Raw genomic sequence first — 23,570 nt, 5'->3', positions numbered from 1 at the left:
TAAAATTCAGTATTTATTCTGTTATATTTGTGCCAAATAATAAAATCAACGTAATATGTTTAAAAAGATTGCACTACTTTGTTTAGTAGGTTTAGCATTTTCTTGTGCTAAAGAAAAAGATGGATTTTCAATAGACGCATCATTTAACGATGCTGTAAATGGTAAATCGATAAAATTATTTAAAGCCGATGGCCAAAAACAAGTGGTAATTGATTCTGCAACTGTTACCAATGGTAAAGCACTTTTAGAAGGGGCGGTAACTACTCCAGATATTTATTTTATTAGTATTGATGAAGTTCGTGGGAATGTACCTGTGATTTTAGAAAATGAAAAAATGACCGTTTCTATAGATACAGATAGTCTTTTTAATACACGTGTTCAAGGAAGTAAGGAAAACGATGCATTTAATTCTTATCAAGAATATATGAAAGAATTGCAAAAGAAGAACCAAGAATTAAGCGCAGAATTTAGATCGGCTCAACAATCTAGAGATTCATTATTAGCTGTAGATATTCAAAACCGTTACAAGACTATGGTTGACGAAAGTTTAGCTCATGATCTTGATTTTATGAAATTAAACAATGATGCTGTGGTATCTGCTTTAATTTTAGAACGTCATTTAGCAAATCCGAATATTGATTTTGAACAAAAAAAGTCGATTTACGATAATTTTACTGAAGGATTAAAAAACACAAGAGCTGGAAAAACGGTTGGTGATGCTTTAAAAGCTGAAGCTGCTACAGCTGTAGGAAGTGTTGTTGAAGATTTTTCTGCACCAAACCCAGAAGGAAAAACAATCTCTCTTAACGAAGTGAAAGGAAAAGTTACTATTATCGATTTTTGGGCTGCATGGTGCGGACCTTGCAGAAAGGAAAACCCGAACTTAGTAAAGGTTTACAATCAATATCACGACAAAGGATTAGAAATTTTAGGCGTGTCTTTAGATGGAACACCAAGACAAAAAGATGCTAAAGCCGAGTGGTTAGCCGCTATCGAAAAAGATGGTTTAGCATGGAACCACATGTCTAACTTAGACTATTTTAACGATCCTATCGCGAAACAATTTAACATTCGTTCTATCCCTGCAACTTATATTATTGATGCCAATGGTAAAATTGTTGCATCTGGTTTAAGAGGTCAAGAATTAGAAAATAAAATTGCCGAGTTGTTAAACTAAGAAAGGTTTAACCGAAATTAAAAAACCGCTAGTTCGAATTTGAGCTAGCGGTTTTTTACGTTTTTAAGGGAATAAATTTAGAATAACACCCTCTGTTATTTATGTTTTAGTCTAATAAATTTCAATAGATTTTTTACGTTTTATAGACTAACGTTTTAAGGCACCAGAAGTATCACCACCCATTAGGCTAGTAATATTCTCTAAAGACACCATATTTACATCTCCAAGTATGGTATGCTTTAAGGCACAGGCTGCCGATGCAAAATTAAGGGCATCTAAATCGTTGTCGTAATGTAGAAGTCCATATATTAATCCGGCGGCAAAAGCATCACCAGTCCCTACACGGTCAATAACATGCGATATTTCGAATATCTCGGTTTTAATATATTCTGTTCCTGTCCAAATTCGCCCTTGAATTTCTTGCTCAGAAGCACTTATAGATTTTCTTTTTTTACCAACTACTTTTCGTATTCTAGGAAAAGCATCCATTAAGGCTTTAGCAGAATCTTTAAATTTCCCGCCTACTTCTCCAAGGCCGAACATTTCGTTAATCCCTCTCGGACTAGTAATCACTATATCGGTATGTTGTACCAATTCGGGCATAACCTCTTGCATGCTTTTTCCATATTTCCACATGTTTTTTCTAGAGTTTATATCGCCAGAAACTATGATGCCCATTTTGTTTGCTGTTTTAATGGCTTCTAAACAAGATAGGGCGGCACCTTCAGAAATGGCAGGTGTTATTCCTGTCCAATGAAACCAATCGGCGTCTTTTAAAACATCTTCCCAATCAATCATTCCGGGTTGTATTAAAGAAAACGCAGAACCTTCTCTTTCGTAAACCACAACACTAGGACGGTGAACAGCACCCTTCTCTAGAAAATACATACCCAACTTATTGTCTCCGTATATAATTTGATCGGTACTTAACCAATTCTTTCTTAAAAATTGAGTGGCAGCTCTTCCTAAGGAATTATCAGGAAAGCGAGTCATATGGGCCGCTTTCATACCAAGATATGCACATGAAATTGCAACATTAGCTTCGCCGCCACCGTACACAAGATCGAAAGAATTTGCTTGCGAAAATTTTAAATATCCTGGAGGCGATAAGCGCATCATTACTTCACCAAATGTTACCAGTCTTTTTGCCATATTTTTTGTTTTATTTTATTCGTTTAATTTGTGATTTTAAGGTATTTACTCCTTTGTTTTAAAGTTTAATGTATCTTAGATAGGTTTAACAACTATAGCGATTTTTATGCGGTTAAGATGTTTTAGACTCTTAAAAATACAATTTTATTAAAGGAAACGAAAATCTTGTTCGTGTTTCTATTTTTTTCTTACATTATTACTAGAATGCCTAAGATTGAAAAAAGGTAGGGGAATAGGTTGAAAATGAACGGTTTGAGAAGGGAGGGAAACTGTAGCCACCAAAGCCCCCATTTGAAAAAAAATATGAAAAGTAAAAGACATATATTCTGGAAAATATAAATGCTAATTGCTTGTAAAATAGCAGACAATTTTTAATATTAATCATAGCACATTAAAGATTATTAAAATGAGACACTTAATAACAACATACTGCATCCTCCTTTCAATTTTATTTTGGTCTTGTAAACAAGACCAGTCTGGAGCGACGAAGACAGTAGCAAAAGAAAAAACGGCGGTAGCGGTCAATTCAAATCAAGAAAAAGAGGTCCCGATTAGCGATGAGTTTAAGGCTTATTGGTATTCTGGAAAAGCAGAAATTAATAGTTATGCTTTAAAGCAATCTCGTTATGGCGAAATCCGTGATGGGGAAGTGGTACTTATATTTGTCACAGAACCCTTTTCGTTAAGTAAGCAGGTGAAACTAGATCGGCCAAAAGCAGCAGGATCTGATAAAATTTCGGTTTTGAAATTAAATAACATAAGAAAATTTAATACCGGTATTTACGATTATTCTATCGTGACATCTACATTTACGCCTATACAAACTCAAAAATATCCTAACACTTTAAAGGTTAATACGAGTGTTCAAGAATGGTGCGGCCATACCTTTACGCAATTAAATCTGGGAGAAACCCAATATAAATTTCAACAATTTTCGTATTTTGAATCGGAGGGTGATACCGAAAAAAACATTTCTATTGCGCTTTTAGAAGACGAACTTATGTCCCGAATTCGAATAAGTAACGGACAATTACCATTAGGCGATACGGACATAATTTTATCCACTTTATATAGTCGTTTTGCACATAAGGATTTGGATGTTGCCAAAGCTAATATCAGCAAAACAGAAACTGATTCCACGATGCAGTATACTATAGCATACCAGAATTATAACAGAACGGTGAGTATACAGGTTGAAAAACACTTTCCTTATAAAATCCTGTCATGGATAGAAGATGATGGTAATGGATTAATTACAGAAGCTCATTTAATAATGAGTATAAACGAACCGTACTGGAATCAAAAAAAACGAACTGACGAAAAATTGCGAGAAGAGTTACAGCTGGTAAAATAAGGTTAAAGGCTTTGAGAAGTATTTTAATTCATAAAACTAAGGGTAACACTTGATAAAAAAAATGCTTATTTTAGAAACTAAGCAAAGCCGTAAGGCAATTTTAATTGAATTAAACCCATTTCTTAATTATTATGATTCGAATAAATAAAGAACAGTTATTTTTTTTCCTTTTTTTCCTTTTCCTTGTAAATATTACTCATGCACAAACAGACGTTATTCTAAAAATTAATGGGGAGGAGATGAACGGAAAGGTTATTAAAATTAATTCTGATGATCTTCAATTTATTTATCAAAATGAAACTGTAGAATATACGGTTAAAAAGTCAGATATTGTTAAAATTACTTTTGCTTCAGGACGTGTTGAGTTTTATAATAAGTTAGATAATAATTCCAATTTAGATTTAGAAGAACATCATAACAAAGTAGCAATTTTACCTTTTGGATATATTAACAATCAAGAAACTAGTAATGGGTTAATGACAAAAAAAATTCAACAGGAGACTTTTGATATCTTTAAAAAGAAAGCTTCACTTTTAGAATTTCAAGATCCATCAACAACAAATGCGTTATTGGCAAAGGCTGGAGTACATAATAACAATTTAGAGGGTTACACTATGGGTGAGATTTGTAATATTTTGAGTGTAGAATATGTTGTTCAAGGTTTAGTTTCTATAGAACCTTCGGAAGTAACTAATTATAGTAATACCACAACAACATCTAAACCAAATAAGGCTTATGTAGATAAAAATGGTCATATTGTTGGAGATATTTGGAATAATAATCAAAGCAGTAATACTAGTACATATAGCAATTCTACACAAAATTATTCAACGAATATTACGATGAATATTTATAGTGATAAAGGAGACAATCTGTTCAGTAAAGAACATGCTTCATTTTGGAAAACGCAAGATGCTTACAAAATAACGCTAGCGTATCTTGCAAAACTTACGCCGATTTATAAAAAATAGGTTATAAAACTATAGAATAAACTTTGGTAATCTAGGTGATTGCCTTGAATCAGGAATTCTTTATTTACGATATCAGCGGGATTTGGCTTTGGCGACCGGCTAGATTTTGGATCATAGAGGCTTGTATACCTTGTTTTTTGGAATATGTATGGGAATTATATTCCTTTATACAGGAAAAAAATCATGAGAAAAATGAATAACATCGCAATATTGTACCAAGCTCAATGTCCACCGTCAATTGACGGCGTACAAAAACCTATGAAACCAGGTGGTTATTCCGACAGCGGAGCAGATATTGCATTTCAATTAATCAAAAACAATATTGATGTACTGACGCCTATAAAAAATCCTAATCTAAATTTAGATAAAGATTGGGTTTTTCCTGATACAAAAAATGGAATAGAACTCGCATTAAATCATGGAGCAAATATCTTTTGGTTGAATACGGTGCTATACAAAAATCATCCGATAGAATCATTTTTAGATCGGGGAATCGAAATTGTAGGACAAATACCTGAAACGGTTGGTGTTTTTGATGATAAAATGGTTACAAACAATTTATTAAAATCTAATCAAATCCCTATTCCAAAAAATGAATTAATTACCAGTACGAATTTTAATGATTTATCGTTAGATTTTCCATTGGTTTTAAAGCCCATTAGAGGAAGGGGAAGTCAAGGCGTGACTAAAATTGATAGCCAAAATGAACTCATAGCATGTTTAAATAAATTATTTTCTGAGGGAACATTTGGTAACTTGGCTTATGTTGAGCCATTTTTAAACGGACAGGAAATTACAATTACAGTGATGCCAAAAGGAAATTATATAATAAATAATACCGAAGAATTTTTTAGCCGACCTTGGTGTTTGCCAGCTGTAAAAAGATTTAATCATAATAACGGAATAGCTCCTTATAATGGGGTTGTTGCTGTAATGGAGAACAGTGAAGTTTTGAGTGATGACGAACTTCTAACCAATGAAATTCAGGAAGTGTATAAGCATTGTATCAAAGCGGCAGAGTTAATTGAAATAAAAGCTCCTATTCGAATAGATTGTAGGGCTAATAAACAAGGCAAATACTTTTTATTCGATCTCAACATGAAACCGAATATGACTGGACCTTCAAGGCCTCATAGAAAAAATCAGGATAGTCTAACTTTGCTTTCTGCAAGAAAAATTGGATGGAATTATTTTGATTTATTGAGTAATATTCTAAACCTAAAATGGAAAGCTAGTGATAAGTAAAGAAAAGTATAACATTTAAAAAGTGTAATAATTACGGCTCAAGTCGTGTTTAATGATTAACTACCAACTATATACTGAAAACTTCTTTCCATTCAAGATAAACCTTCCTAAATAGAATAATCAAAATATTGTCCTATCCTTTAAGGATAAGCCAAGTAAATTTTATATCTTTATCAGGTATTTCGAATCCTATATGGGTACCAACCGAGTGAAGACACCACGGTGGTAAAACAATACGGACTTTCAGTCAAAATAAACGTTAAAAACGCTATGGCTTTTTCGAAATACAAATAACATTTTATTAATTAAATCTTATTTGTATGACATCTATTATCACACTACATTTTAGTAACCAAGAATCAAAAAATTAGAAGGGTCTCTTAATTTGTTAGAGGATACCATAATTAAAATTCACGAGCTCAGATTAGCCGAAGGTTACCATTTATTTTACAAATCGCATTATACATTGAATACACTATTCGATTTTTCACAATCTAAAGACTATCAGATATTATATTTTGATACCGATAAAAATTTTACCGGTACTACCTATGTAATAAATAAAAATAGAAGCGATTTCTTAGTTCAAACCCAGGCAAAATGGGTGTTGTTAATACCAATTAATGAAGCCATTTCAAATAATAAACTAAACAAAATAAGCACATTGCATATAGCCTATAATCAAACAGAATCTGTAAAAGAAGCGGTGGTAAAACAGCTAAAGGAGGCTGTTCCACCGGCACGAGGAACAGGTGTAGGTATGCTAGCTACAGCCATACGCAGAAAGAATATTGAAAAGGATTTAAATATACCAATACCATGGAGAAGTGGGGTTGCAATATCGGTAGCTACGGGTAAAGCAGGTAATGAAATGATTGAAGAAGAATGGAATACCTTTTATTCGGACTTATGTGAAAATTTAAAACGAGATTACCCCGAGCTTTATGAAAGTATGTTTCCATTATAGTGGGTATTAAATGCTCTGAATCTATTAATTTTGTACGCGGAGAATAAAAAAGTTAGTCTCCCTAAATGCTATGATTAAAATAATAAAAGCAAATGTTGAGCATTCTGAATTAATTGCTGAAATTGGTAGACAGGCATTTTTAGAATCTCACGGCACTAGCGCTTCTGCAGAAGATTTAAATAGTTTTATAACTAAGACTTATAATACGCAGCAAATAGCGGAGGAGTTTAAAAATACGAAAGCACATTATCATATTATTTATTGTAATGAGGAAGTGGCTGGATTTTCAAAAATAGAACTGAGCACACCCAATAAAGATATCCCAGAATTGAATGTTACTAAACTTGATCGACTCTATCTTTTAAACGCATTTTACGGTCAAGGATTAGGTGCTAAATTATTTGATTATAATATACAATTGTCTAAAAATGAACATCAGAAAGGGATTTGGTTAGCTGTTTGGGTGAATAATCAACGAGCGATAGATTTTTATAACAAAATGGGGTTTAAGATTGCCGGAGCCTATAATTTTAAAATATCGGAAACGCGCTCAAACCCTAATCATATCATGTTCCTGAAATATTAATTTCTAGGGATGGTAGGGCTAATTAATTCATCTAAACTAAATATAATTTTTAAAAAGTAAACTAAATGACGGATATCGATATTGAGGAATTTGGAAATAAGCACAGAAACAAACGGTTTTCTGAAATTGTTGCTAGTACTAAGATGATCGAAGAAAAGGATGCTGTGACTCTGTTTTTTGTTGAAATGCTAAACTATGGCAAAGCTTTAGAAGATGCCGAACTAGAGTTTCTTAAAACTTCCGAAAAAATCCTAGAAGTGATTTTAGATAACGCAAAAGATATAGATAACGATTTGCTGCTTTTTTTAGGGCGTGTTAATAAGGGCTTGAAAAAACATTAGAGAATTCTGTATTTTATGTTCCTCGTCTAGAGTACATAGATTTAGAACAATGGGTGTTTTATAAAAAGGAAAACCCGCCTATTCAGGCGGGTTACTAATCAGTATAAAAAGCTACCGAATTATTTTTCTAAAGATACGAAGTAATCGTAAATTTCTGGTACATTACCACTACCCATATCTGCATTTAAAGCAGCTTGTAAGTTTGAAGATGTTGCTTCAGCAATTTTTGAAACTGTTCCAAGATCATTCATCATTTGTACAAAATACCCTAAATCTTTATTGGCATTTGCAATAGAGAATCCTAAATCACTTACGTCGTCTACAGCGTAGTTTTTACAGAATTTCATAAATGGTGAGTTAGATGGTCCAGAAGACATGATATCAAAAAGTTGTTGCTTGTCTACTCCAGCTAGTTTTGCAGCAGCAAAAGCTTGAGACATAGCAACTACAGTTGTCATTCCCATAAAGTTGTTAATTAACTTTGTTGTATGACCAGATCCAAGTCCGCCTAAGTAAAATACATTTTCACCTTGTTGGTCTAAAATAGGTTTTACTTTTTCAAATGTGTCTTTATCTCCAGCTGCCATAATGTTAAGCAAGCCGTCTTTCGCATGTGCAGGAGTACGTCCAAGAGGCGCATCAATCATTCCAGCACCTTTTTCTGCTAAGTCTTTACCAATTTTGATTGTAGAAGCAGGAATAGATGTCCCGAAATCAATCAAAACGGAACCTTCTTTAATTCCAGCTAAAATACCATTTTCACCATAAACGATCTTTTCTACAACAGCAGATGTTGTAAGACAGAACATTATAATATCACTTTTTTCAGCTAATTCTTTAGGAGAAGACGCTTCCGTAGCATTACCGCGAGCGATAACTTTTGCAACTTCGTCCTTATTAAGATCCATTACTATTAACTCGAACCCTCTTTTTTGTAGATTTTCTACCATGTTTCCACCCATAAGGCCAAGTCCAATAAATCCAATAGTTGGTTTTTCCATATTTTATTTATAAATGTTTGATGCAAAGATATACATCTCTTTTATAAAATACCGTTTTCGGCTAATAAAAGCGCATTCTATAACGTTTTCTTAAGATGAATTCTAATGTTTGGCATAAAAAACGACTAAAATGGCTCCTTTAGCATAGATAATAAATACACTAAGAGGGGGTTAGGGGTAATAATTTTCTTCTTAAATAGAACGTAATTCTTAAATAAGAAGTTATTATTTACGCTTTATATACATATTATCATGATGAGTTATCAGTTTTACAGCACCTTTTAGAATGTCTACTTTAAGGGATTTAAACTTTCCTATAATTTCACCATCCAGTTGTAACATTCTAGGTGTTTCAAAACTTATTTTAGCACTATCGGTACTTAAAATGAATTGGTTTTCACCATCGTAAAAGCGATCGTCAAATTTAGATAAGCCGGCTTTCAACAAAAGATTGGCATCAATTTTTCTTACAACAACAAGTTCAAATTTACCATCCATAGGGTTCCCTTCGGCATTTAAAGGAACGCCCGTTCCATATTTTCGAGAATTCGAAATGCCTAGCATGACACCTTCTTCCTCTATATGTTTGTCGTTGGCTTCTATGGTAATAGCAAAAGGTTCTATGTTCTGTATTTCTTCTAAAAAATATTTCGCATAAGTCACCATTCCTCTATTTTTATCTTTCTCGTAAGCCTCAACAATCTTAGCGTTTATACCCACATCGCCAATATGTATAGAATGGTACGTGTCGTTTACTAAAACCATATCTAAATCTCCAATAACTTCAGAAATGATTAAGTCTTTTAAGGCTTCTATTGGTTTTGAATTTACATTAAGCTCTGTAGCCATACCATTGGCAGAACCTAAAGGAATAATTCCCATGGGAAGATTCGTGTTTTGTAAAACTATGGCCGTAAACAGAGTGGTACCATCACCACCAACAGACGCCACTCGATCTGGTTTAAAAGTATCTAAAACAATTTTTAAACCTTCTTCGTCCTGCGATCCTGAAGTTTTAAACACTTTATAAGTGATCGCATATTTCTTGCAAAATGCCTTGGCATCTGTTAAAAAAGGTTCTTTATCTATACCTCCAGATATGGGGTTAACTACGAATAATAGTTTCATTTCTCTATTGTTTTAGTGTTAGTAGTTCTTGTTTTACATCGATAAAGTTATCCTGTTTAAAGTATAAGACCGGAACTTGTGTGGCCAATAAAGCATCTAGATTTTCTTTTTGGTTGGCCTGTAACTCAGGTTGTGTTTGTCGTATATATACCTTTAAAATACGATTTGGAAAAGCTTTAATTATTTTAGTGTATACCACAACATCCTTCTGGCTATCGTCGCCAATTAATACGTATTTTTTATGAGGCGTATGTGTTAGTAGGAATTGAATGGTTTCAAATTTAAAATCTAATCCCTTTTTCGGTATTAGTAGTTCAAGCAGGCTTAGATAGGGGGTAAGCAACATGGCACCTTGGGGTAATTTATGAGTTTTAAAAACTTTTGCTAAAAGGTAAAACAAATTGCTTTCACTTTTAGAAACATAATTTATGCGTGCGCCATGTAAATTAAATCCCTGCAATAATTGTTGTGTGCCGCTTACTACATCTCTTTCCGATGGAGTATAAAAAAGTATTTTAATAACACGTTTTAAAAATTGAGTACTATAAGAATGTATGGCAGTATCATCGATATCAGAAATCACATCAAAGGGGCTCTTGGAACATGGAAAAGTTATCGGGTAAGTTTGTGCTACCTTTAAAAATGGACCATCTTCCGAAATTTTAAAAGCCGGTTGTTTCTCCAGGGTATACGAGCTTAGCATTTGAAAATTACCGGAATCATCGGTTTGGACTTGAACGGTTTCCGCCTCGGTGACAATCCAAATATCTGCATTTTTATAAGGATTGGTCAAATAGGTTTGCAATACATGGGAAGCATGTTGGTATGTTCTTGTATTGGCATTATATGGTTGAGGTAATCTTTCTAGAAGCGTTCCTTTTATTAAGGTTTTACCTTCTAAATGTAAACATGTTAAATGCCAAATAACAACAGCTTTTTCTTTTTTATTCAAATTGAAATTCCTTTTAAAAATCCTTTAGAAATTTACTTAAATTTTGAAGATTAGTTGTTAGAATTTTAATATAATTTAGGAAGCGATAGACTTCTTAATAATTGATTTGTAAACTTTAGAATACATTTATTATATTAAAAAAATAGGATTCTTTTACGGTTATCCTCAATTTCATTTCGATTTAAATTATTAATTTCAGCAACTCAAAGGTTAGGTTATACGATGTCAATTTATAACCTAATTTAGTAAACTCATTAATAAAAAATTGCATTGAAAATACTTCATACTGCCGACTGGCATTTAGGACATAGATTGCACGAACAATCGCAATTCGAGGAGCAAACCTTATTCTTAAATTGGATAGAACACTATATTATAGACCAAGAGATTGATGTGTTGCTAATTTCGGGAGATGTCTTTGATACGGGATCACCTTCTAATCAAAGTCTAGAAATGTACTACAGTTTTTTAGTGAAATTAAAAGGCACCAGTTGCTCGTCTGTTATTATTACTGGAGGGAATCACGATTCTGCAGGAACTTTAAATGCGCCTAAACATATTTTGGGAGCGTTGTCTATTCATGTGGTTGGTAAAGCTACCGAAAACATAGCCGATGAAGTATTTAAAATTGAGGTAAAAGGAGAAGCTGTTATTATTGGTGCTGTTCCGTATTTACGAGACGGGGATATTAGAAAAGCAGTAGCAGGAGAAACTTTTGATGAATTGACAGATAAATATAAAACCGCTCTAATTAATCATTATAAAAAATCTGCCGAGCAGTGTAAACTAATAAATACGACCCATGCACCGGTAATAGGCATGGGCCATTTATTCGCAACTGGTGGCTCTGTTTCAGATAGCGAACAAAACATTTATGTGGGGACTTTAGGGCATATTGGTGCCGAAGATTTTCCTGAATATTTCGATTATATTGCCCTTGGGCATTTGCACAGACCACAAGTTATTGGCGGTACTAATCGGGTTAGATATTCTGGATCTCCTCATATTTTAAGCTTTAGTGAGATTAATTACGATAAACAAATTCTGGTTTTAACGGTTGAACATAATGCAATTAAAAATGTATCCCCTGTGGAGGTGCCACGTTTTAGGGAATTTTACAGGGTGTCGGGTACGTTAGAGGAATGTATAGCAGAATTTCCTAAACTTATGTCTAACCCATATCAATTAACACCTTGGGTAGAAATTATACTAGATGAAGACCATACGGTTAATACCGATATATTAAAATTAGAAGCAGAAAAGTATCCGTTCGAAATTTTAAAAATGTCTTTAAAACATCAACGAAAAATTAAGGGTATAGAAGAATTATTAGAAAGTACAAAATCTATAAAAGAGTTACAACCTACAGAAGTTTTTAAATTGAAATGTGAGGAAATGGGCTACGATTTAAAACAAACTCCAGAAATTTGGGATGCGTTTAATGAAATCTTACAATCGGTTAAAAATCAATAAGAGTCGGTAAAAATGAAAATTTTAAAAGTAGAATTACAAAATATAAATTCATTGAAATCTGATACTCCTATTGTTATCGATTTTGAAAATGAAGCCTTTAAAGACGTCGGATTATACGCCATAACGGGATCTACAGGAGCCGGAAAAACCACTATTTTAGATGCCATAACTATTGCCTTATATCAGAGTGTTCCGCGCTTTAACAATACAAAAGGGAGCTTGATCGATGTTGTTAGTCATGGTGCCCATGAGGCTATAAGTCGTCTAACTTTTGAAAATAAAGCCATGGTTTACGAGGCAATTTGGAGTATGTGCCTAAGCACAAGTACCGGTAAACGGCTTCAAAATCCTCAAGAAAAAGTCAGTTTAAAAAACCTAACTACAGGTGAAATTTTAGCCGATCAGAAACGGCAAGTACTCTCAGAAGTTGTTCGTGTAACCCAATTAGATTACAATCAGTTTTTAAGATCGGTTATGTTAGCCCAAGGCGAATTTGCTTCATTTTTATCGGCTAAAGGTCCCGAAAAAGGGAAATTGTTAGAGCAAATAACCGGAGAACAGATTTATAAAAAAATCGGACAAGGAATTTTGGAACGAAAATCTCTTGAAGATAGTAAGCTTAAAGATTTAGAAGCTAAAATTAATTCGGATGACATTTTAAGCGACGAAAAGAAAATTGAATTATCTCAAAAAGATCAGGCACTCGATGCCGAAATTCTTACAGCACAAAAGAATATCGATGCTGTACAACATATTATAAATTGGTATACTTCGTTTTCGGAATTGACAAAAACTTCAAAAACAATAGAGGAGGACCTACATGTATTACATCAAGAATTTGAATCCCACAAACCCGAATTTCAAGCTTTAGATTTAAATGAAAAAGCAGAGCCGTTTAAAGAGCTTTTAGTCGAAATAAATAGAACAGAAAAAACGCTGTTAGACAAATCCAATCAGTTAAAAGTTTTAGAAGCTGAACTTAAACAATTAGAGCCAGAAATTGAGCAGCAAAATTTACGGTTTAAAACACAGACCGATACTTTAAGTAAAGCAGAAGAAGTTTTTAATGCTTGGTTACCTAAATTTGATAGTATTACTACTCTAGATGGCAAAATAAAAACTGAGGGTGAAAACTTAACAAAATTGAAAGTTAAGGTACGTGAAACGCAAACTAAAATAGAAAATTTAAATACAGATAAAACTAAGATTTCAAAAGACCTATCAGAAACCGAAGCAAAAATTAAAATAGGGGAAACCTTTATTTCTGAAAACAAATTTTTACTAGAAGTCGATACAGAACTATCCAAATGGACTAGCGATTTAACCACTCTAAATGCGAAGAAAACAGAATTAAAAGCACTATCGGAATCTATTGTTCAAAAGGCAGAAGACGTTGAGAAAACTTCTGTACAGTTAAAATCGCACAAGGAACTACTGCAGAAAAATATGCTCGGCATTACAGAAACTGAAAAGAAAATCAATGCCATACAAGAGCAATTAGTAAAACATAATGTAAGGGACCTTTTAGCCGAAGAGAAAGCTTTACGATTAAAGGAATCGCAATGGAAACAGTTCAAAGAACTCTCTGAAGACTTACAAAAGCAAGAAAGGGAATTAACTGAAATAAAAAAACAGGAAACAACATTATCTGCAGAATTAGTTACTGTTCAAAAACAATTAACAACAGTTAAGCAACAAATAGAAACTCAGGAAATTTCCGTTTCCGATGCTGAAAAAATATTAGATTTAGAGAAAAGTATTTCTAAATACGAAGCAGATCGGCAACATTTAGAAGCTGGGAAACCTTGTGGCTTGTGTGGTTCTAAAGTGCATCCGTTTGCAGAACATTTAGAGACCATTGGAGTTTCTAAATCGGAATTGGAATTAAACAAGAGGAAAGACATCTTAAAAAAATTAAATACTTCAAAATCTGAATTTGATAAAAACGAAGTAAAATGTATAACCTCAATACAAAATATATCTAAGCAGAGTCAAATCATATTAGACACAATAAAGCAAATTCATTTAAAAGCAAGTCAATTGGATATTTCGTGCGATTTAAAGCACGGTTCTAAAATAAATATCGAAATAAACACCTTGACCGATAGATTGAAAGTATTGGGGGAGACGCTTACCTTTTCGCAAAAACTTCAAACCGATAAAGATAAACTCCAAAGCCGATTTAATAATCAAAATGAAGCAATTGGTGTTTTGAAGTTGAAAGTGGCTACGCTAGAAGAAAACTTTAAAAACGGAACGTCAGAAATTGAAGTTAAACAAAAATCTAAGTCAGAGTTAACTACACTGAGTTTGGGTTTAGAGAGTGCTTTGAACACTAAATTGGCTAAATTTAATTATGATTTACCAACTGTAGTCAACACCAATGCTTTTATAGAAAACATAGAAAAATCTATAGCGAATTATGTTCTGGCACAAAAACGTCTCGATGAATTAAAGGCGGATGTTAAGTTGTTTAATTCTAATTTAATTCATATTGATAAGGAGTTAAAAGCGCAGTCTGAACTTCAGGAAAACATCCAAACAGATATGAAGACATCTGAAGCGAAAATCATTCAACAGAAAACAGATCGTATAGCTATTTTACCTTTAGATATTTCGGTAGAATCGAAGCGACATAGTTTACAAACGGCAAAATCCACTTTAGCTAAGGAGGTTGAGGTTAGTAAAAAATCGGTTCAAGCTGTATTAGATACAAAACTTAAAAAGGAAGCTCTTAAGGTTGAGCATAATGAGAGTCAGTTGCAATTACAACAGCACAAACAACACTTAAACTCGGCATTACAAACTCAGTTAACAAACAGTGAGTTTAAAGATAAAGCTGAAGTGGAAACGGCCTTATTAGACAAAGTCGATAAAGAGAAGTTCGATAAAAACAGAGACGAATTAGAGAAGAAACAACTGCGTTTAAAAACGCTTAAAGATTCCAATTTAAAAGCAATATCGGAGCTACATGCCTCTAAAAAAATTGATAGTAGTGAAGTAGAAAGTAGGCAACAATTTGAAGTGTTAAAGACCAAAAAGGATGAATTATTGGCTGGTAAAGGAGAAATTAAAGAAGCCTTTAGGAAAGATGCCGAAATTAGGTCAAGAAATCTAGAAACCTATAAAAAAATAGAGGCGCAAGCAGAAATTTGTAGAGTTTGGCGCGAATTATTTAAAATTATAGGAAATTCTAAAGACGCCTTTAATGTGTATGTGCAACGTTTAACCTTAAAGCATTTGTTAGATTTAGCGAATGTACATCTGTATAATTTAAACAAACGGTATTCCCTAAAAATGGAAGAGGATTACAAGCCAAAAGAAGAATTAAATTTTAGTTTAATAGATCATTATCAAACCGATCAAATGAGATTAGTCGATACGTCTAGCGGGGGCGAAAAGTTTATTATTAGCTTAGCCTTAGCTTTAGGATTATCTGATTTGGCTAGTAAGAATGTAAAAATAGACTCTTTATTTATAGATGAAGGATTTGGGACTTTAGATAGTAACACCCTAGAAACGGTAATTTCAACTTTAGAAACACTACAATCTCAAGGTAAAATGATTGGTATCATCTCGCATGTCGAAAATTTAAAAGAACGGATTCCTACTCAAATTCAAATTACTAAAAAGAATAATGGTGTGAGTGTCCTGCATATTGTTCAGAAATAAGTGGTTGAAACTTAGTGTTAACTGAAATACTTTTAAAGGTAGATAGTTAAAAATTTTAACCCCTCGCTTTTCTGCTAAAAAACGTTATAATAAATAAACCAAGCGCGAGAAACATGCTTATTCTAGCTATATAATCGCCTGCCTTTACATAGAATGTCAGATTTGTATTTACCGGAAGTTCTGCCTTTAGACTGCCTTGGGTGTTATAGGCTAAAGTTTGTAATAACTCTCCTTTTGGACTAATAAAAGCTGAGATTCCCGTATTGGCACTTCTAGCAATGGCACGCCGAGTTTCAATAGCTCGTAATTTGGCATAGCTTAAATGTTGCTTGTGGCCTTGGGTCTTTCCCCACCAGGCATCATTGGTCATGATAGCTAAAATATTAGCACCATTTCTTACATATCCGGTTACAAATTCGCCGTAAACCGATTCGTAGCAAATTACAGGCGCAACCTTATAATTTGTGTCTTTTATATTGAAAGCCGTACGCGTATGTTGGGTGGTTTTCATAGCCACTGTACCACCAAGGTCTAACATGGCATCTCCTATAATAGGTTTTAAAACACTTTGGTACGGGAAGTTTTCAACGCCCACAACCAACTTAGATTTGTGATAAATTTTAGGTTGAATATCGGAATTAATTAAGGCGGCAGAATTAAAATAATCTATCCACAAATGGTCGTTATACTGATTTGAAGTAGGTAAAATATCGGCCTTATTGGTGTGTTTTTGGTAGAATTGGAAACCGAGTAAATAATTTAATTCCGGATATCTGTACACTAAAGCTTTAGCTTGAAAAAACTCTGGGCTTCTATTAAATTTAGGTAAATTTACACCATAGCCTTCTGCCATCACCGTCTCGGGAGCGACTAATAAATTTGTTTTTTTAGTAAGTTTTTTTTTGGCCAACCTTTGTAAAAGATCTCCAACCCGCTTATTCGTCGAATTGTATTTCTCGGTATAGGGATTGATGTTGGGCTGAAGCACAACAGCTTCTATGGTTTCTGTTTCTGGGGTATAGGTATAAAAACGTACCACAGAAAAGATTATGGGTATGCAAATGATTGCTGAGGTAAGTACAGCGGCTCGTTTTAAAAATCCTTTTTCAGAAGTTTTAAAATAATTTAAAAAGGCTTTAAAAAGGATAACATTTACCATCCAGATCCAGAGTGTACCGCCAAAAGTTCCGGTATACTCGTACCATTGAATCCATTTTGGGTATTCGGAAAAGGCATTTCCTAAGTTTAGCCAAGGCCAAGAAAACTCCCAATTTAAATGTAGTTTTTCAAAAGAAATCCATAGGGTTATTAAAAATAAAAGGGCCTTATTTACTGTAGTACGTTTAGATACTGCTTGGTACAGTAATATAAGTAAAGCCATTAATAAACTGTTCACTAAAATGGCAAAACTCGCTCCAAAAACATCGGCATATTGTAACCAATTGGTGGTTATAAAATTCCAAATAAAGAATGATAAATATGCTAATCCAAAGAGTCGCCAACCTTTACGTTTTAAAGTGTCGTTTACTTTTATATCGTGAGCGACATAAAGTAAGGGGATAAACGCGACAAAAAGTAAGACAGGGAATCCATAAGTGGGCCAGCCAAGGGCTAATAATAATCCCGTTGCTAGGGCTAAAAGTAGGTGTTTCACAGTGTTAAAACAGAATTTAAAAGGATTTTTACATCCTGTGTATTATCGCCTAAAGATACTAAAATCCAGTTTTAATGAAAATACATTCGAGTATAAAGCGACACTTTGGTCGCCAATATCGGTGAAGGCATAATCTACCTGTATCCCTTGATATTTAAAACCAACCCCTAAGCTAGGTTGAAAGCTGAGTTGCTCGGTATTATCGATTTGTAATTCATTCTGAAAATTACCCATCCCACCACGTAAATACACCATATCTAAATACCCAAATTCAAATCCGAACGATGGGTTAATACTCAATACTTCCGTAGAAAAAATATCGTTATTTTGCTCGAATCGCATTTGTAAATCTACAGCGGTTTCTAATACATAATCATAATTAAAAATGAACGTTTTAGAAATTCCTATTTGTAATTTAGGAATGGTAATTTCTGTGGTTTCAGGTAACTCCTGATTTTGATCGCCTATGGCATCTTGAATATTTTGAAATTTATCTTCGTCTATTTGCCAAGCATTAAAAGTGGTTGTTATATCTCTGGCCATAACACCAAACTTCCAAGAATTGGTTTGGTATTGAATTCCGGCATCTAAACCAAATCCCCAAGAATTGGCAAAATCTCCAATTATTCTACGAATAACTTTGGCATTTACCCCATAGCTGAAACCTTCAAGAAAAACAGGTTGTCTAGCATACGAAAAGGTTACACCGTAATCGGCGGTAGAAAAAAGCTGGATGCGGTCGTAATTAATATTTCCTTGATCGTCAATTAATTGTGTAGTGTCTAAAATATCATCAACACCAAAACGTATTAACGATATCCCAACCGCGCTTCTATCATCTATAGGCATTGCAAATGCAGCATAATCGTAATTTGCAATGTTAGCAAAATAGCTGGAGTGCATTAAAGCGAGCTGATTATCTTCTAAATGAATTAATCCTGCGGGATTCCAATATCCTGAATTTACATCGGCAGTTTGTGCCGTAACCGAGTGGCTCATCCCCAAAGCGGCTGCATCTACTCCAATATTCATAAATTCGTTGGAGTATTTTCTCGCAGCTTGGCTAAATACCGAGGCCGTAAGGAATACACATAGGATAGTGAAAAGGATTCTCAATGCTAAATTTTTTACAAATATGCAGATAATTTTATTGGGTAAAAAACTTTATTTTCTGCATTCTCTTTCGGTTGCAAATCAGTTTATAAAGTCGGTTCATATAATAAACAGACCAAATATGTAACTTACAAAATGATATCTTATTGTGTTATTTTTACAAAGGGCCTTGTTTTACACCTTATTTCTTTGTTTTTTTACAAAAACTAACTTTAAATATGTCGATTAAAAACCACATTCCAAACGCCCTTACTTTACTGAATTTATTTTGTGGATGTATAGCTGTAATCTTCGCGACTCATAGTCATTTTATAGCGGCAGCAGCCTTTGTATTTGGTGGTATCTTTTTTGATTTTTTCGACGGTTTTGCAGCACGAAAATTAAAAGTGTCTTCAGAACTAGGCTTGCAATTAGACTCTTTGGCCGATATGGTTACCAGCGGCGTTGTTCCTGGTATAGTGATGTATAAATTATTAAGTTTAAGCATGCAAAGACCAGAAATGGTTACCGATGAAGGATCGTGGAATGCCTATTTTAGTGGCGATGCCATTATGCCATCGGTATTACCTGTTATTGGTTTTTTTATAACCTTATCGTCGGCATATCGCTTAGCAAAATTCAATTTAGATGAAGAACAGCAAGACTATTTTAAAGGCTTACCAACTCCAGCAAATACCTTATTAATTATTTCGTTACCGTTAATTTTAGAATTACAACCTAACGAAATGGTAAATGCCATTATCATGAATCAAGGGTTTTTAATAGCTTTAACTATTACAAGTACCATTTTATTAAATGCACCTATTGTACTTTTTGCCTTAAAATTTAAATCGTTCGATTTTAAACCCAATGCCATTCGTTATATCTTTTTAATAATAAGTATTGTATTGCTTATTGTTTTAAAATTTGCAGCGATTCCTATTATTATACTTACGTATGTAGCCATGTCTATGCTAGATGTGGTTATTAAAGGGTCGTATTAAATTTTTTCCTTTACTAGGCGTGTTTTTTTGAATACTTCAATCATCTGAAGAATAGAATTCTATTCAGTATGAATTGCATATGGTTAGATGGTATTTCATGCTATAATTCAATACCAATTTTAAAAAAATCAACTTTAAAATTATAAATCTTATACATGACAAAAGTCATGAATATCTACATTTTTAGCGGTTACATTTGTCGCAGTTTTAAACAAAATTTTGAAGCTTAAAAAAAGTGAAATAAAATTAGTTTAAAAATAAATTTAATAATATGGCGGACAAATTTAGATGGTTTGTTCTATAAATATTTGATTAGATTTGCTCTTTAAAATTTAAAAAAGGATAATGGTTGTTGCGTTTTTTAACGCATACATTAAAAGGGAATTCGGTGAAAATCCGGAACTGTCCCGCAGCTGTAAGCTCTTAACGGAAGCCTAATTTACGGTCACTATTCAATAGAATGGGAAGGCCAGGTGGAAGGAGTAAGTCAGAAGACCTGCCATTTTCTAGTAATTCAAATAGCTTTCGGGGATAAAAGCTGGGATTAGGATTTTACCATTCTTCTCTATTGGAATGGCCATAGTTATGCTTGGCCAAGCCATCCTCGTTGGTGCAAAATTAATTGAGGTGGCGTTTTTAAAATCGTTTTTAGGTATTGGTTTCACGGGCTATTTAGTCTGCTGCTTTTCTATGTCTTGTTGGGCACAAGAACAGGATAGTATTTCTGCAACTACCCTTAACGAAGTGGTTTTAAAATACAATGCTACGCAGTATAAAAAGCACGTGTCTCCAGCTCCCGTACAAACTTTAGATGGTGCCACTTTACAGCGCTTAAATAGTTTAAATGTGGCCGATGCCATTCGGTATTTTAGTGGTGTACAATTAAAAGATTATGGCGGGGTTGGCGGCATAAAAACTGTAAACATCCGTAGTATGGGTTCGCAGCATACAGGGGTGTTTTACGATGGTGTTCGCTTAGGAAATGCTCAAAACGGACAGGTCGATCTGGGGAAGTATTCCTTAAATAATATGGAACAAGTAAGCTTGTATCAGGGACAAAAAACCGATCTGGATTTATCGGCGAATGGCTATGCTTCTGCCAACAGTATATACTTAAAATCTAAAGGGCCTAATACGGACGCTACTAAAAAGTACGACGCAGATGTCACTCTAAAAACAGGCTCTTTTGGCTTGTTTAATCCGTCATTTTCCTTCGATTATCGGTTAAGCGATAAAATAGCGACGCGAATAAGTTCGGAATTGGTTTCTGCCGATGGCGAATATAAGTTCAGATATACCAATGGCAGCTACGATACGACAGCTGTTCGAAAAAACGCAGACATCAAATCGCATCGGGTAGAAGCAGGTTTATACGGAAACCCTTCTTCTAAATCGAGTTGGTATATAAAATACTATTATTTTAATTCCGAGCGTGGTTTGCCTGGAGCTATTGTAGCCAATCGGTTTACACGGCCACAACGCCTTTGGGATAAAAATAATTTTATTCAAGGGGAATATAAATATCAGGTTAACGATGCTTATTTTTTTGTTATTAGAGCTAAGTATGAAACAGATTTTACGCGTTATGTCGATCCGGAAATCGTTTCGTTAGATGGGATATTAGATAATCAGTACCATCAAAAAAAATATTATACCTCTCTAGTAAATACGGTTCAGTTAAAACCGTATTGGGAGCTGTCTTTAGCTTCAGATTTCGAAGAAAATACTCTAGATGCCAATTTGTACAGGTTTGCTTATCCCAAACGATTTTCAATGTTAAACGCTCTAGCCAGCAACCTTCGTTTTAAACGTTTAAATCTGCAATTAAGTGTCTTGAGCACAACAGTGAATGAAACAGTTCAGGCCTACGAATCGGCAGACGATTTTCAAAAATTTTCACCTTCATTTTTAATCAATTTACAACCTTTTAAAAATTCAGATTTCCGATTAAGAGCTTTTTATAAGAATATTTTTAGAATGCCAACTTTTAACGATTTGTATTACACTTTTGTTGGAAATACGTTTTTAAGACCTGAAAATTCTGAACAAATAGATTTCGGATTTTCGTATCAACATTCAGGATCTAATTACTTTTTTGAAGTTCAAGCCGATGTGTATAAAGTTTGGATTACAGACAAAATAGTTGCTGTGCCTGGGGCTAATTTGTTTAGGTGGATGATGCTTAATTTAGGAAAAGTAGAAACTACTGGACTAGAACTCGGATTAAAATCTTCTGTAAAAATTTCATCGCGTGTCGACCTTTCCGCGATGCTTAATTATGCCTATCAGCACGCGGTAGATGTTACCCCAAATAGTAACAGTTATGGTCATCAAATTCCTTATATCCCTTTGCATAGTGGAAGCGCCACGGTTATGGCGGCCTATAAAGCATTCAATTTAAATTACAGTTTTATATATACTGGGAGTCGATATAGTCAAAAAGCAAACATTGCCTCAAATTATTTACAACCCTGGTATACGCATGATATGTCGCTTACTTACGGTTTTAAATGGTTTAAAAACCCACTTCTGTTGGGTATAGAAATTAATAATCTCTTAGATCAGCAATACGATGTGATACGAAATTTCCCCATGCCAGGGCGATCGTATCGCTTTACACTTAATTATAAACTTTAAATTTTAATACGTACCAATGAAAACTTATGTCCTCCTTTTTGCCACCATTTTAGTTTTAAGTTCCTGCCGAACAGAAGATCCTATTCCTACAGATGAAGATCCACAAACGCCGGAGTTACCCGACGACACAGACACTGCCTTAAAAGGATTTTACCTTATAAACGAAGGTAATATGTTTATGAATAAAGCCTCCTTAGATTATATGGATTTTGAAACGGGCGAATATAAAAGAGAACGTTTTAAAAGTGCAAATCCATCAGAAGTAGGAGGTTTAGGAGATGTTGCAAACGATATTGGAATATATGGTTCTAAAATGTATATCGTAGTAAATGCATCTAATAAAGTAGAAGTTTTAGATGTAAATACTGGCGTAAAATTAAAGCAAATAAATGTTGATAATTGCCGCTACATTACCTTTTACGAAGGGAAAGCCTATTTAAGCACCTATTTAGGAACTATTGGCGATCCCAGTGCACCACTAGGGCAGGTAAACGAAATAGATACCACAAGTTTAAGTGTTATCCGAAAAGTGGATGTAGGGAGACAACCTGAAGAATTAGTCGCTTATAATAATAAAATTTATGTAGCTAATTCTGGAGGATATAGTCCGCCCAATTACGAATCGACTATTTCGGTTATCGATATTCCAAGTTTTACTGAAACCAATCGTATTGAAGTGGCCATCAATCTGCACCGCTTAAAAATGGATAGTGAAGGCGATTTATACGTGTCCTCGAGAGGAGATTATTTTGAAACACCATCGAAACTTTTTGTAGTAGACACCAAAACCGAAACGGTAAAAAAGACTTTCGATCTTGCGGTTAGCAATATGGTTATCCATAACGATACGGCTTACATCTACAGCACCGAATTCAATTATTTTACAGGAAAAAATACCATTTCCTATGACGCGATAGATACAAAAACAGAAACCATTTTAGAAGATTCTTTTCTTGCAGAAGGCAACGATGAACTCATTCAAATCCCATACGGGATCGCTATAAACCCAGACACAGAAGACATTTACATTACCGATGCCAAAGATTATGTAACCCCTGGAGATTTGTACTGCTTCGATAAGAATGGAGAATATAAATGGAAAGTACAAACTGGCGATATTCCTGCCAAAATTCAATTTGTTAATCAACATTAATATATAAATAC

Annotated in this window: 18 protein-coding genes and 2 riboswitches; of the genes, 12 read left to right on the top strand and 6 right to left on the bottom strand. The window is 33.9% G+C overall.

Annotation, left to right across the window (positions count from 1 at the left end; all coding sequences use genetic code 11):
- The first annotated feature begins 55 nt into the window (after nucleotides 1-55).
- Complete coding sequence (locus A9D35_RS04335; protein ID WP_066219514.1) at nucleotides 56-1,177, top strand: TlpA disulfide reductase family protein; 1,122 nt, start codon at nucleotides 56-58, stop codon at nucleotides 1,175-1,177.
- Between the two features lie 147 nt (nucleotides 1,178-1,324).
- Here the strand turns inward: A9D35_RS04335 and A9D35_RS04330 are convergent, their stop codons facing one another.
- Nucleotides 1,325-2,329: a sugar kinase gene (locus A9D35_RS04330; RefSeq protein WP_066219512.1), complete on the bottom strand. Its 1,005-nt coding sequence runs from the start codon at nucleotides 2,327-2,329 to the stop codon at nucleotides 1,325-1,327.
- A 406-nt stretch (nucleotides 2,330-2,735) separates the two neighbouring features.
- Between A9D35_RS04330 and A9D35_RS04325 the strand changes: the two genes are divergently transcribed.
- The 6 genes from A9D35_RS04325 to A9D35_RS04300 all read left to right on the top strand — a co-directional run bounded on the left by A9D35_RS04325 (nucleotide 2,736) and on the right by A9D35_RS04300 (nucleotide 7,793).
- Nucleotides 2,736-3,683 (top strand): hypothetical protein, encoded by a 948-nt coding sequence (locus tag A9D35_RS04325; RefSeq protein WP_066219509.1) that lies wholly within the window; start codon nucleotides 2,736-2,738, stop codon nucleotides 3,681-3,683.
- A gap of 239 nt (nucleotides 3,684-3,922) precedes the next feature.
- The gene (locus tag A9D35_RS04320) at nucleotides 3,923-4,654 is read left to right on the top strand and encodes a hypothetical protein (protein ID WP_141675470.1); all 732 of its coding nucleotides are present in this window, start codon (nucleotides 3,923-3,925) and stop codon (nucleotides 4,652-4,654) included.
- A 192-nt stretch (nucleotides 4,655-4,846) separates the two neighbouring features.
- Nucleotides 4,847-5,899 carry an ATP-grasp domain-containing protein gene (locus A9D35_RS04315; RefSeq protein WP_066225757.1) on the top strand — a complete coding sequence of 351 codons (1,053 nt, stop codon included), beginning with the start codon at nucleotides 4,847-4,849 and terminating at the stop codon, nucleotides 5,897-5,899.
- Between the two features lie 172 nt (nucleotides 5,900-6,071).
- Nucleotides 6,072-6,164, top strand: a riboswitch (SAM-I-IV-variant riboswitch).
- A gap of 120 nt (nucleotides 6,165-6,284) precedes the next feature.
- Nucleotides 6,285-6,866: a hypothetical protein gene (locus tag A9D35_RS04310; RefSeq protein ID WP_066219503.1), complete on the top strand. Its 582-nt coding sequence runs from the start codon at nucleotides 6,285-6,287 to the stop codon at nucleotides 6,864-6,866.
- A 70-nt stretch (nucleotides 6,867-6,936) separates the two neighbouring features.
- Nucleotides 6,937-7,452 (top strand): GNAT family N-acetyltransferase, encoded by a 516-nt coding sequence (locus tag A9D35_RS04305; RefSeq protein ID WP_066219501.1) that lies wholly within the window; start codon nucleotides 6,937-6,939, stop codon nucleotides 7,450-7,452.
- 65 nt (nucleotides 7,453-7,517) lie between these two features.
- Complete coding sequence (locus A9D35_RS04300; RefSeq protein ID WP_066219499.1) at nucleotides 7,518-7,793, top strand: hypothetical protein; 276 nt, start codon at nucleotides 7,518-7,520, stop codon at nucleotides 7,791-7,793.
- Nucleotides 7,794-7,912: 119 nt separating this feature from the next.
- Here the strand turns inward: A9D35_RS04300 and A9D35_RS04295 are convergent, their stop codons facing one another.
- The 3 genes from A9D35_RS04295 to A9D35_RS04285 all read right to left on the bottom strand — a co-directional run bounded on the left by A9D35_RS04295 (nucleotide 7,913) and on the right by A9D35_RS04285 (nucleotide 10,874).
- Nucleotides 7,913-8,794, bottom strand: a complete 882-nt coding sequence (locus tag A9D35_RS04295; RefSeq protein WP_066219497.1) for an NAD(P)-dependent oxidoreductase — start codon at nucleotides 8,792-8,794, stop codon at nucleotides 7,913-7,915.
- Nucleotides 8,795-9,019: 225 nt separating this feature from the next.
- Nucleotides 9,020-9,922: a diacylglycerol/lipid kinase family protein gene (locus tag A9D35_RS04290; RefSeq protein WP_066219494.1), complete on the bottom strand. Its 903-nt coding sequence runs from the start codon at nucleotides 9,920-9,922 to the stop codon at nucleotides 9,020-9,022.
- 4 nt (nucleotides 9,923-9,926) lie between these two features.
- Entirely contained in the window at nucleotides 9,927-10,874 is a 948-nt protein-coding gene (locus A9D35_RS04285) for a phosphatase domain-containing protein (RefSeq protein ID WP_066219491.1), read from the bottom strand.
- A 270-nt stretch (nucleotides 10,875-11,144) separates the two neighbouring features.
- Between A9D35_RS04285 and A9D35_RS04280 the strand changes: the two genes are divergently transcribed.
- The gene (locus tag A9D35_RS04280; RefSeq protein WP_066219489.1) at nucleotides 11,145-12,347 is read left to right on the top strand and encodes an exonuclease SbcCD subunit D C-terminal domain-containing protein; all 1,203 of its coding nucleotides are present in this window, start codon (nucleotides 11,145-11,147) and stop codon (nucleotides 12,345-12,347) included.
- A 12-nt stretch (nucleotides 12,348-12,359) separates the two neighbouring features.
- Entirely contained in the window at nucleotides 12,360-16,019 is a 3,660-nt protein-coding gene (locus A9D35_RS04275) for an AAA family ATPase (RefSeq protein WP_066219486.1), read from the top strand.
- A 55-nt stretch (nucleotides 16,020-16,074) separates the two neighbouring features.
- On the opposite strand, the gene lnt is transcribed toward A9D35_RS04275, so the two are convergent.
- Both lnt and A9D35_RS04265 read right to left on the bottom strand, forming a co-directional pair.
- Nucleotides 16,075-17,673: an apolipoprotein N-acyltransferase gene (lnt, locus tag A9D35_RS04270; protein ID WP_066219480.1), complete on the bottom strand. Its 1,599-nt coding sequence runs from the start codon at nucleotides 17,671-17,673 to the stop codon at nucleotides 16,075-16,077.
- A 42-nt stretch (nucleotides 17,674-17,715) separates the two neighbouring features.
- A complete protein-coding gene (locus A9D35_RS04265; RefSeq protein WP_066219477.1) occupies nucleotides 17,716-18,789 on the bottom strand; it encodes a putative type IX sorting system protein PorV2 in 1,074 nt (357 codons plus the stop codon).
- A 215-nt stretch (nucleotides 18,790-19,004) separates the two neighbouring features.
- Here A9D35_RS04265 and A9D35_RS04260 point away from each other — a divergent pair, with 215 nt between their 5' ends.
- The 3 genes from A9D35_RS04260 (at nucleotide 19,005) to A9D35_RS04250 (ending at nucleotide 23,559) form a co-directional block, all read left to right on the top strand.
- Nucleotides 19,005-19,769, top strand: coding sequence for a CDP-alcohol phosphatidyltransferase family protein (locus A9D35_RS04260; RefSeq protein WP_066219473.1), 765 nt, complete (start codon nucleotides 19,005-19,007; stop codon nucleotides 19,767-19,769).
- Between the two features lie 329 nt (nucleotides 19,770-20,098).
- A riboswitch (cobalamin riboswitch) is annotated at nucleotides 20,099-20,287 on the top strand.
- 55 nt (nucleotides 20,288-20,342) lie between these two features.
- The gene (locus A9D35_RS04255; RefSeq protein ID WP_141675468.1) at nucleotides 20,343-22,406 is read left to right on the top strand and encodes a TonB-dependent receptor plug domain-containing protein; all 2,064 of its coding nucleotides are present in this window, start codon (nucleotides 20,343-20,345) and stop codon (nucleotides 22,404-22,406) included.
- Between the two features lie 16 nt (nucleotides 22,407-22,422).
- The gene (locus tag A9D35_RS04250) at nucleotides 22,423-23,559 is read left to right on the top strand and encodes a YncE family protein (RefSeq protein ID WP_066219470.1); all 1,137 of its coding nucleotides are present in this window, start codon (nucleotides 22,423-22,425) and stop codon (nucleotides 23,557-23,559) included.
- Nucleotides 23,560-23,570 lie beyond the last annotated feature (11 nt).

The sequence above is a fragment of the Formosa haliotis genome, from assembly GCF_001685485.1.
Lineage (GTDB): Bacteria > Bacteroidota > Bacteroidia > Flavobacteriales > Flavobacteriaceae > Formosa > Formosa haliotis.
Note: the sequence above shows the minus strand (reverse complement) of the source record. Positions and strands in the feature narration are given on the sequence as shown.

Excerpts from the sequence above, each read along its gene's own strand:
- A9D35_RS04275 (WP_066219486.1), top strand. The coding sequence starts at position 12,360 with ATGAAAATTTTAAAAGTAGAATTACAAAATATAAATTCATTGAAATCT.
- A9D35_RS04305 (WP_066219501.1), top strand. The coding sequence starts at position 6,937 with ATGATTAAAATAATAAAAGCAAATGTTGAGCATTCTGAATTAATTGCT.
- A9D35_RS04255 (WP_141675468.1), top strand. The coding sequence starts at position 20,343 with ATGGCCATAGTTATGCTTGGCCAAGCCATCCTCGTTGGTGCAAAATTA.
- A9D35_RS04295 (WP_066219497.1), bottom strand. The coding sequence starts at position 8,794 with ATGGAAAAACCAACTATTGGATTTATTGGACTTGGCCTTATGGGTGGA.
- A9D35_RS04300 (WP_066219499.1), top strand. The coding sequence starts at position 7,518 with ATGACGGATATCGATATTGAGGAATTTGGAAATAAGCACAGAAACAAA.
- A9D35_RS04260 (WP_066219473.1), top strand. The coding sequence starts at position 19,005 with ATGTCGATTAAAAACCACATTCCAAACGCCCTTACTTTACTGAATTTA.
- A9D35_RS04325 (WP_066219509.1), top strand. The coding sequence starts at position 2,736 with ATGAGACACTTAATAACAACATACTGCATCCTCCTTTCAATTTTATTT.
- A9D35_RS04315 (WP_066225757.1), top strand. The coding sequence starts at position 4,847 with ATGAATAACATCGCAATATTGTACCAAGCTCAATGTCCACCGTCAATT.
- A9D35_RS04335 (WP_066219514.1), top strand. The coding sequence starts at position 56 with ATGTTTAAAAAGATTGCACTACTTTGTTTAGTAGGTTTAGCATTTTCT.
- A9D35_RS04290 (WP_066219494.1), bottom strand. The coding sequence starts at position 9,922 with ATGAAACTATTATTCGTAGTTAACCCCATATCTGGAGGTATAGATAAA.
- A9D35_RS04320 (WP_141675470.1), top strand. The coding sequence starts at position 3,923 with ATGAACGGAAAGGTTATTAAAATTAATTCTGATGATCTTCAATTTATT.
- A9D35_RS04330 (WP_066219512.1), bottom strand. The coding sequence starts at position 2,329 with ATGGCAAAAAGACTGGTAACATTTGGTGAAGTAATGATGCGCTTATCG.
- A9D35_RS04250 (WP_066219470.1), top strand. The coding sequence starts at position 22,423 with ATGAAAACTTATGTCCTCCTTTTTGCCACCATTTTAGTTTTAAGTTCC.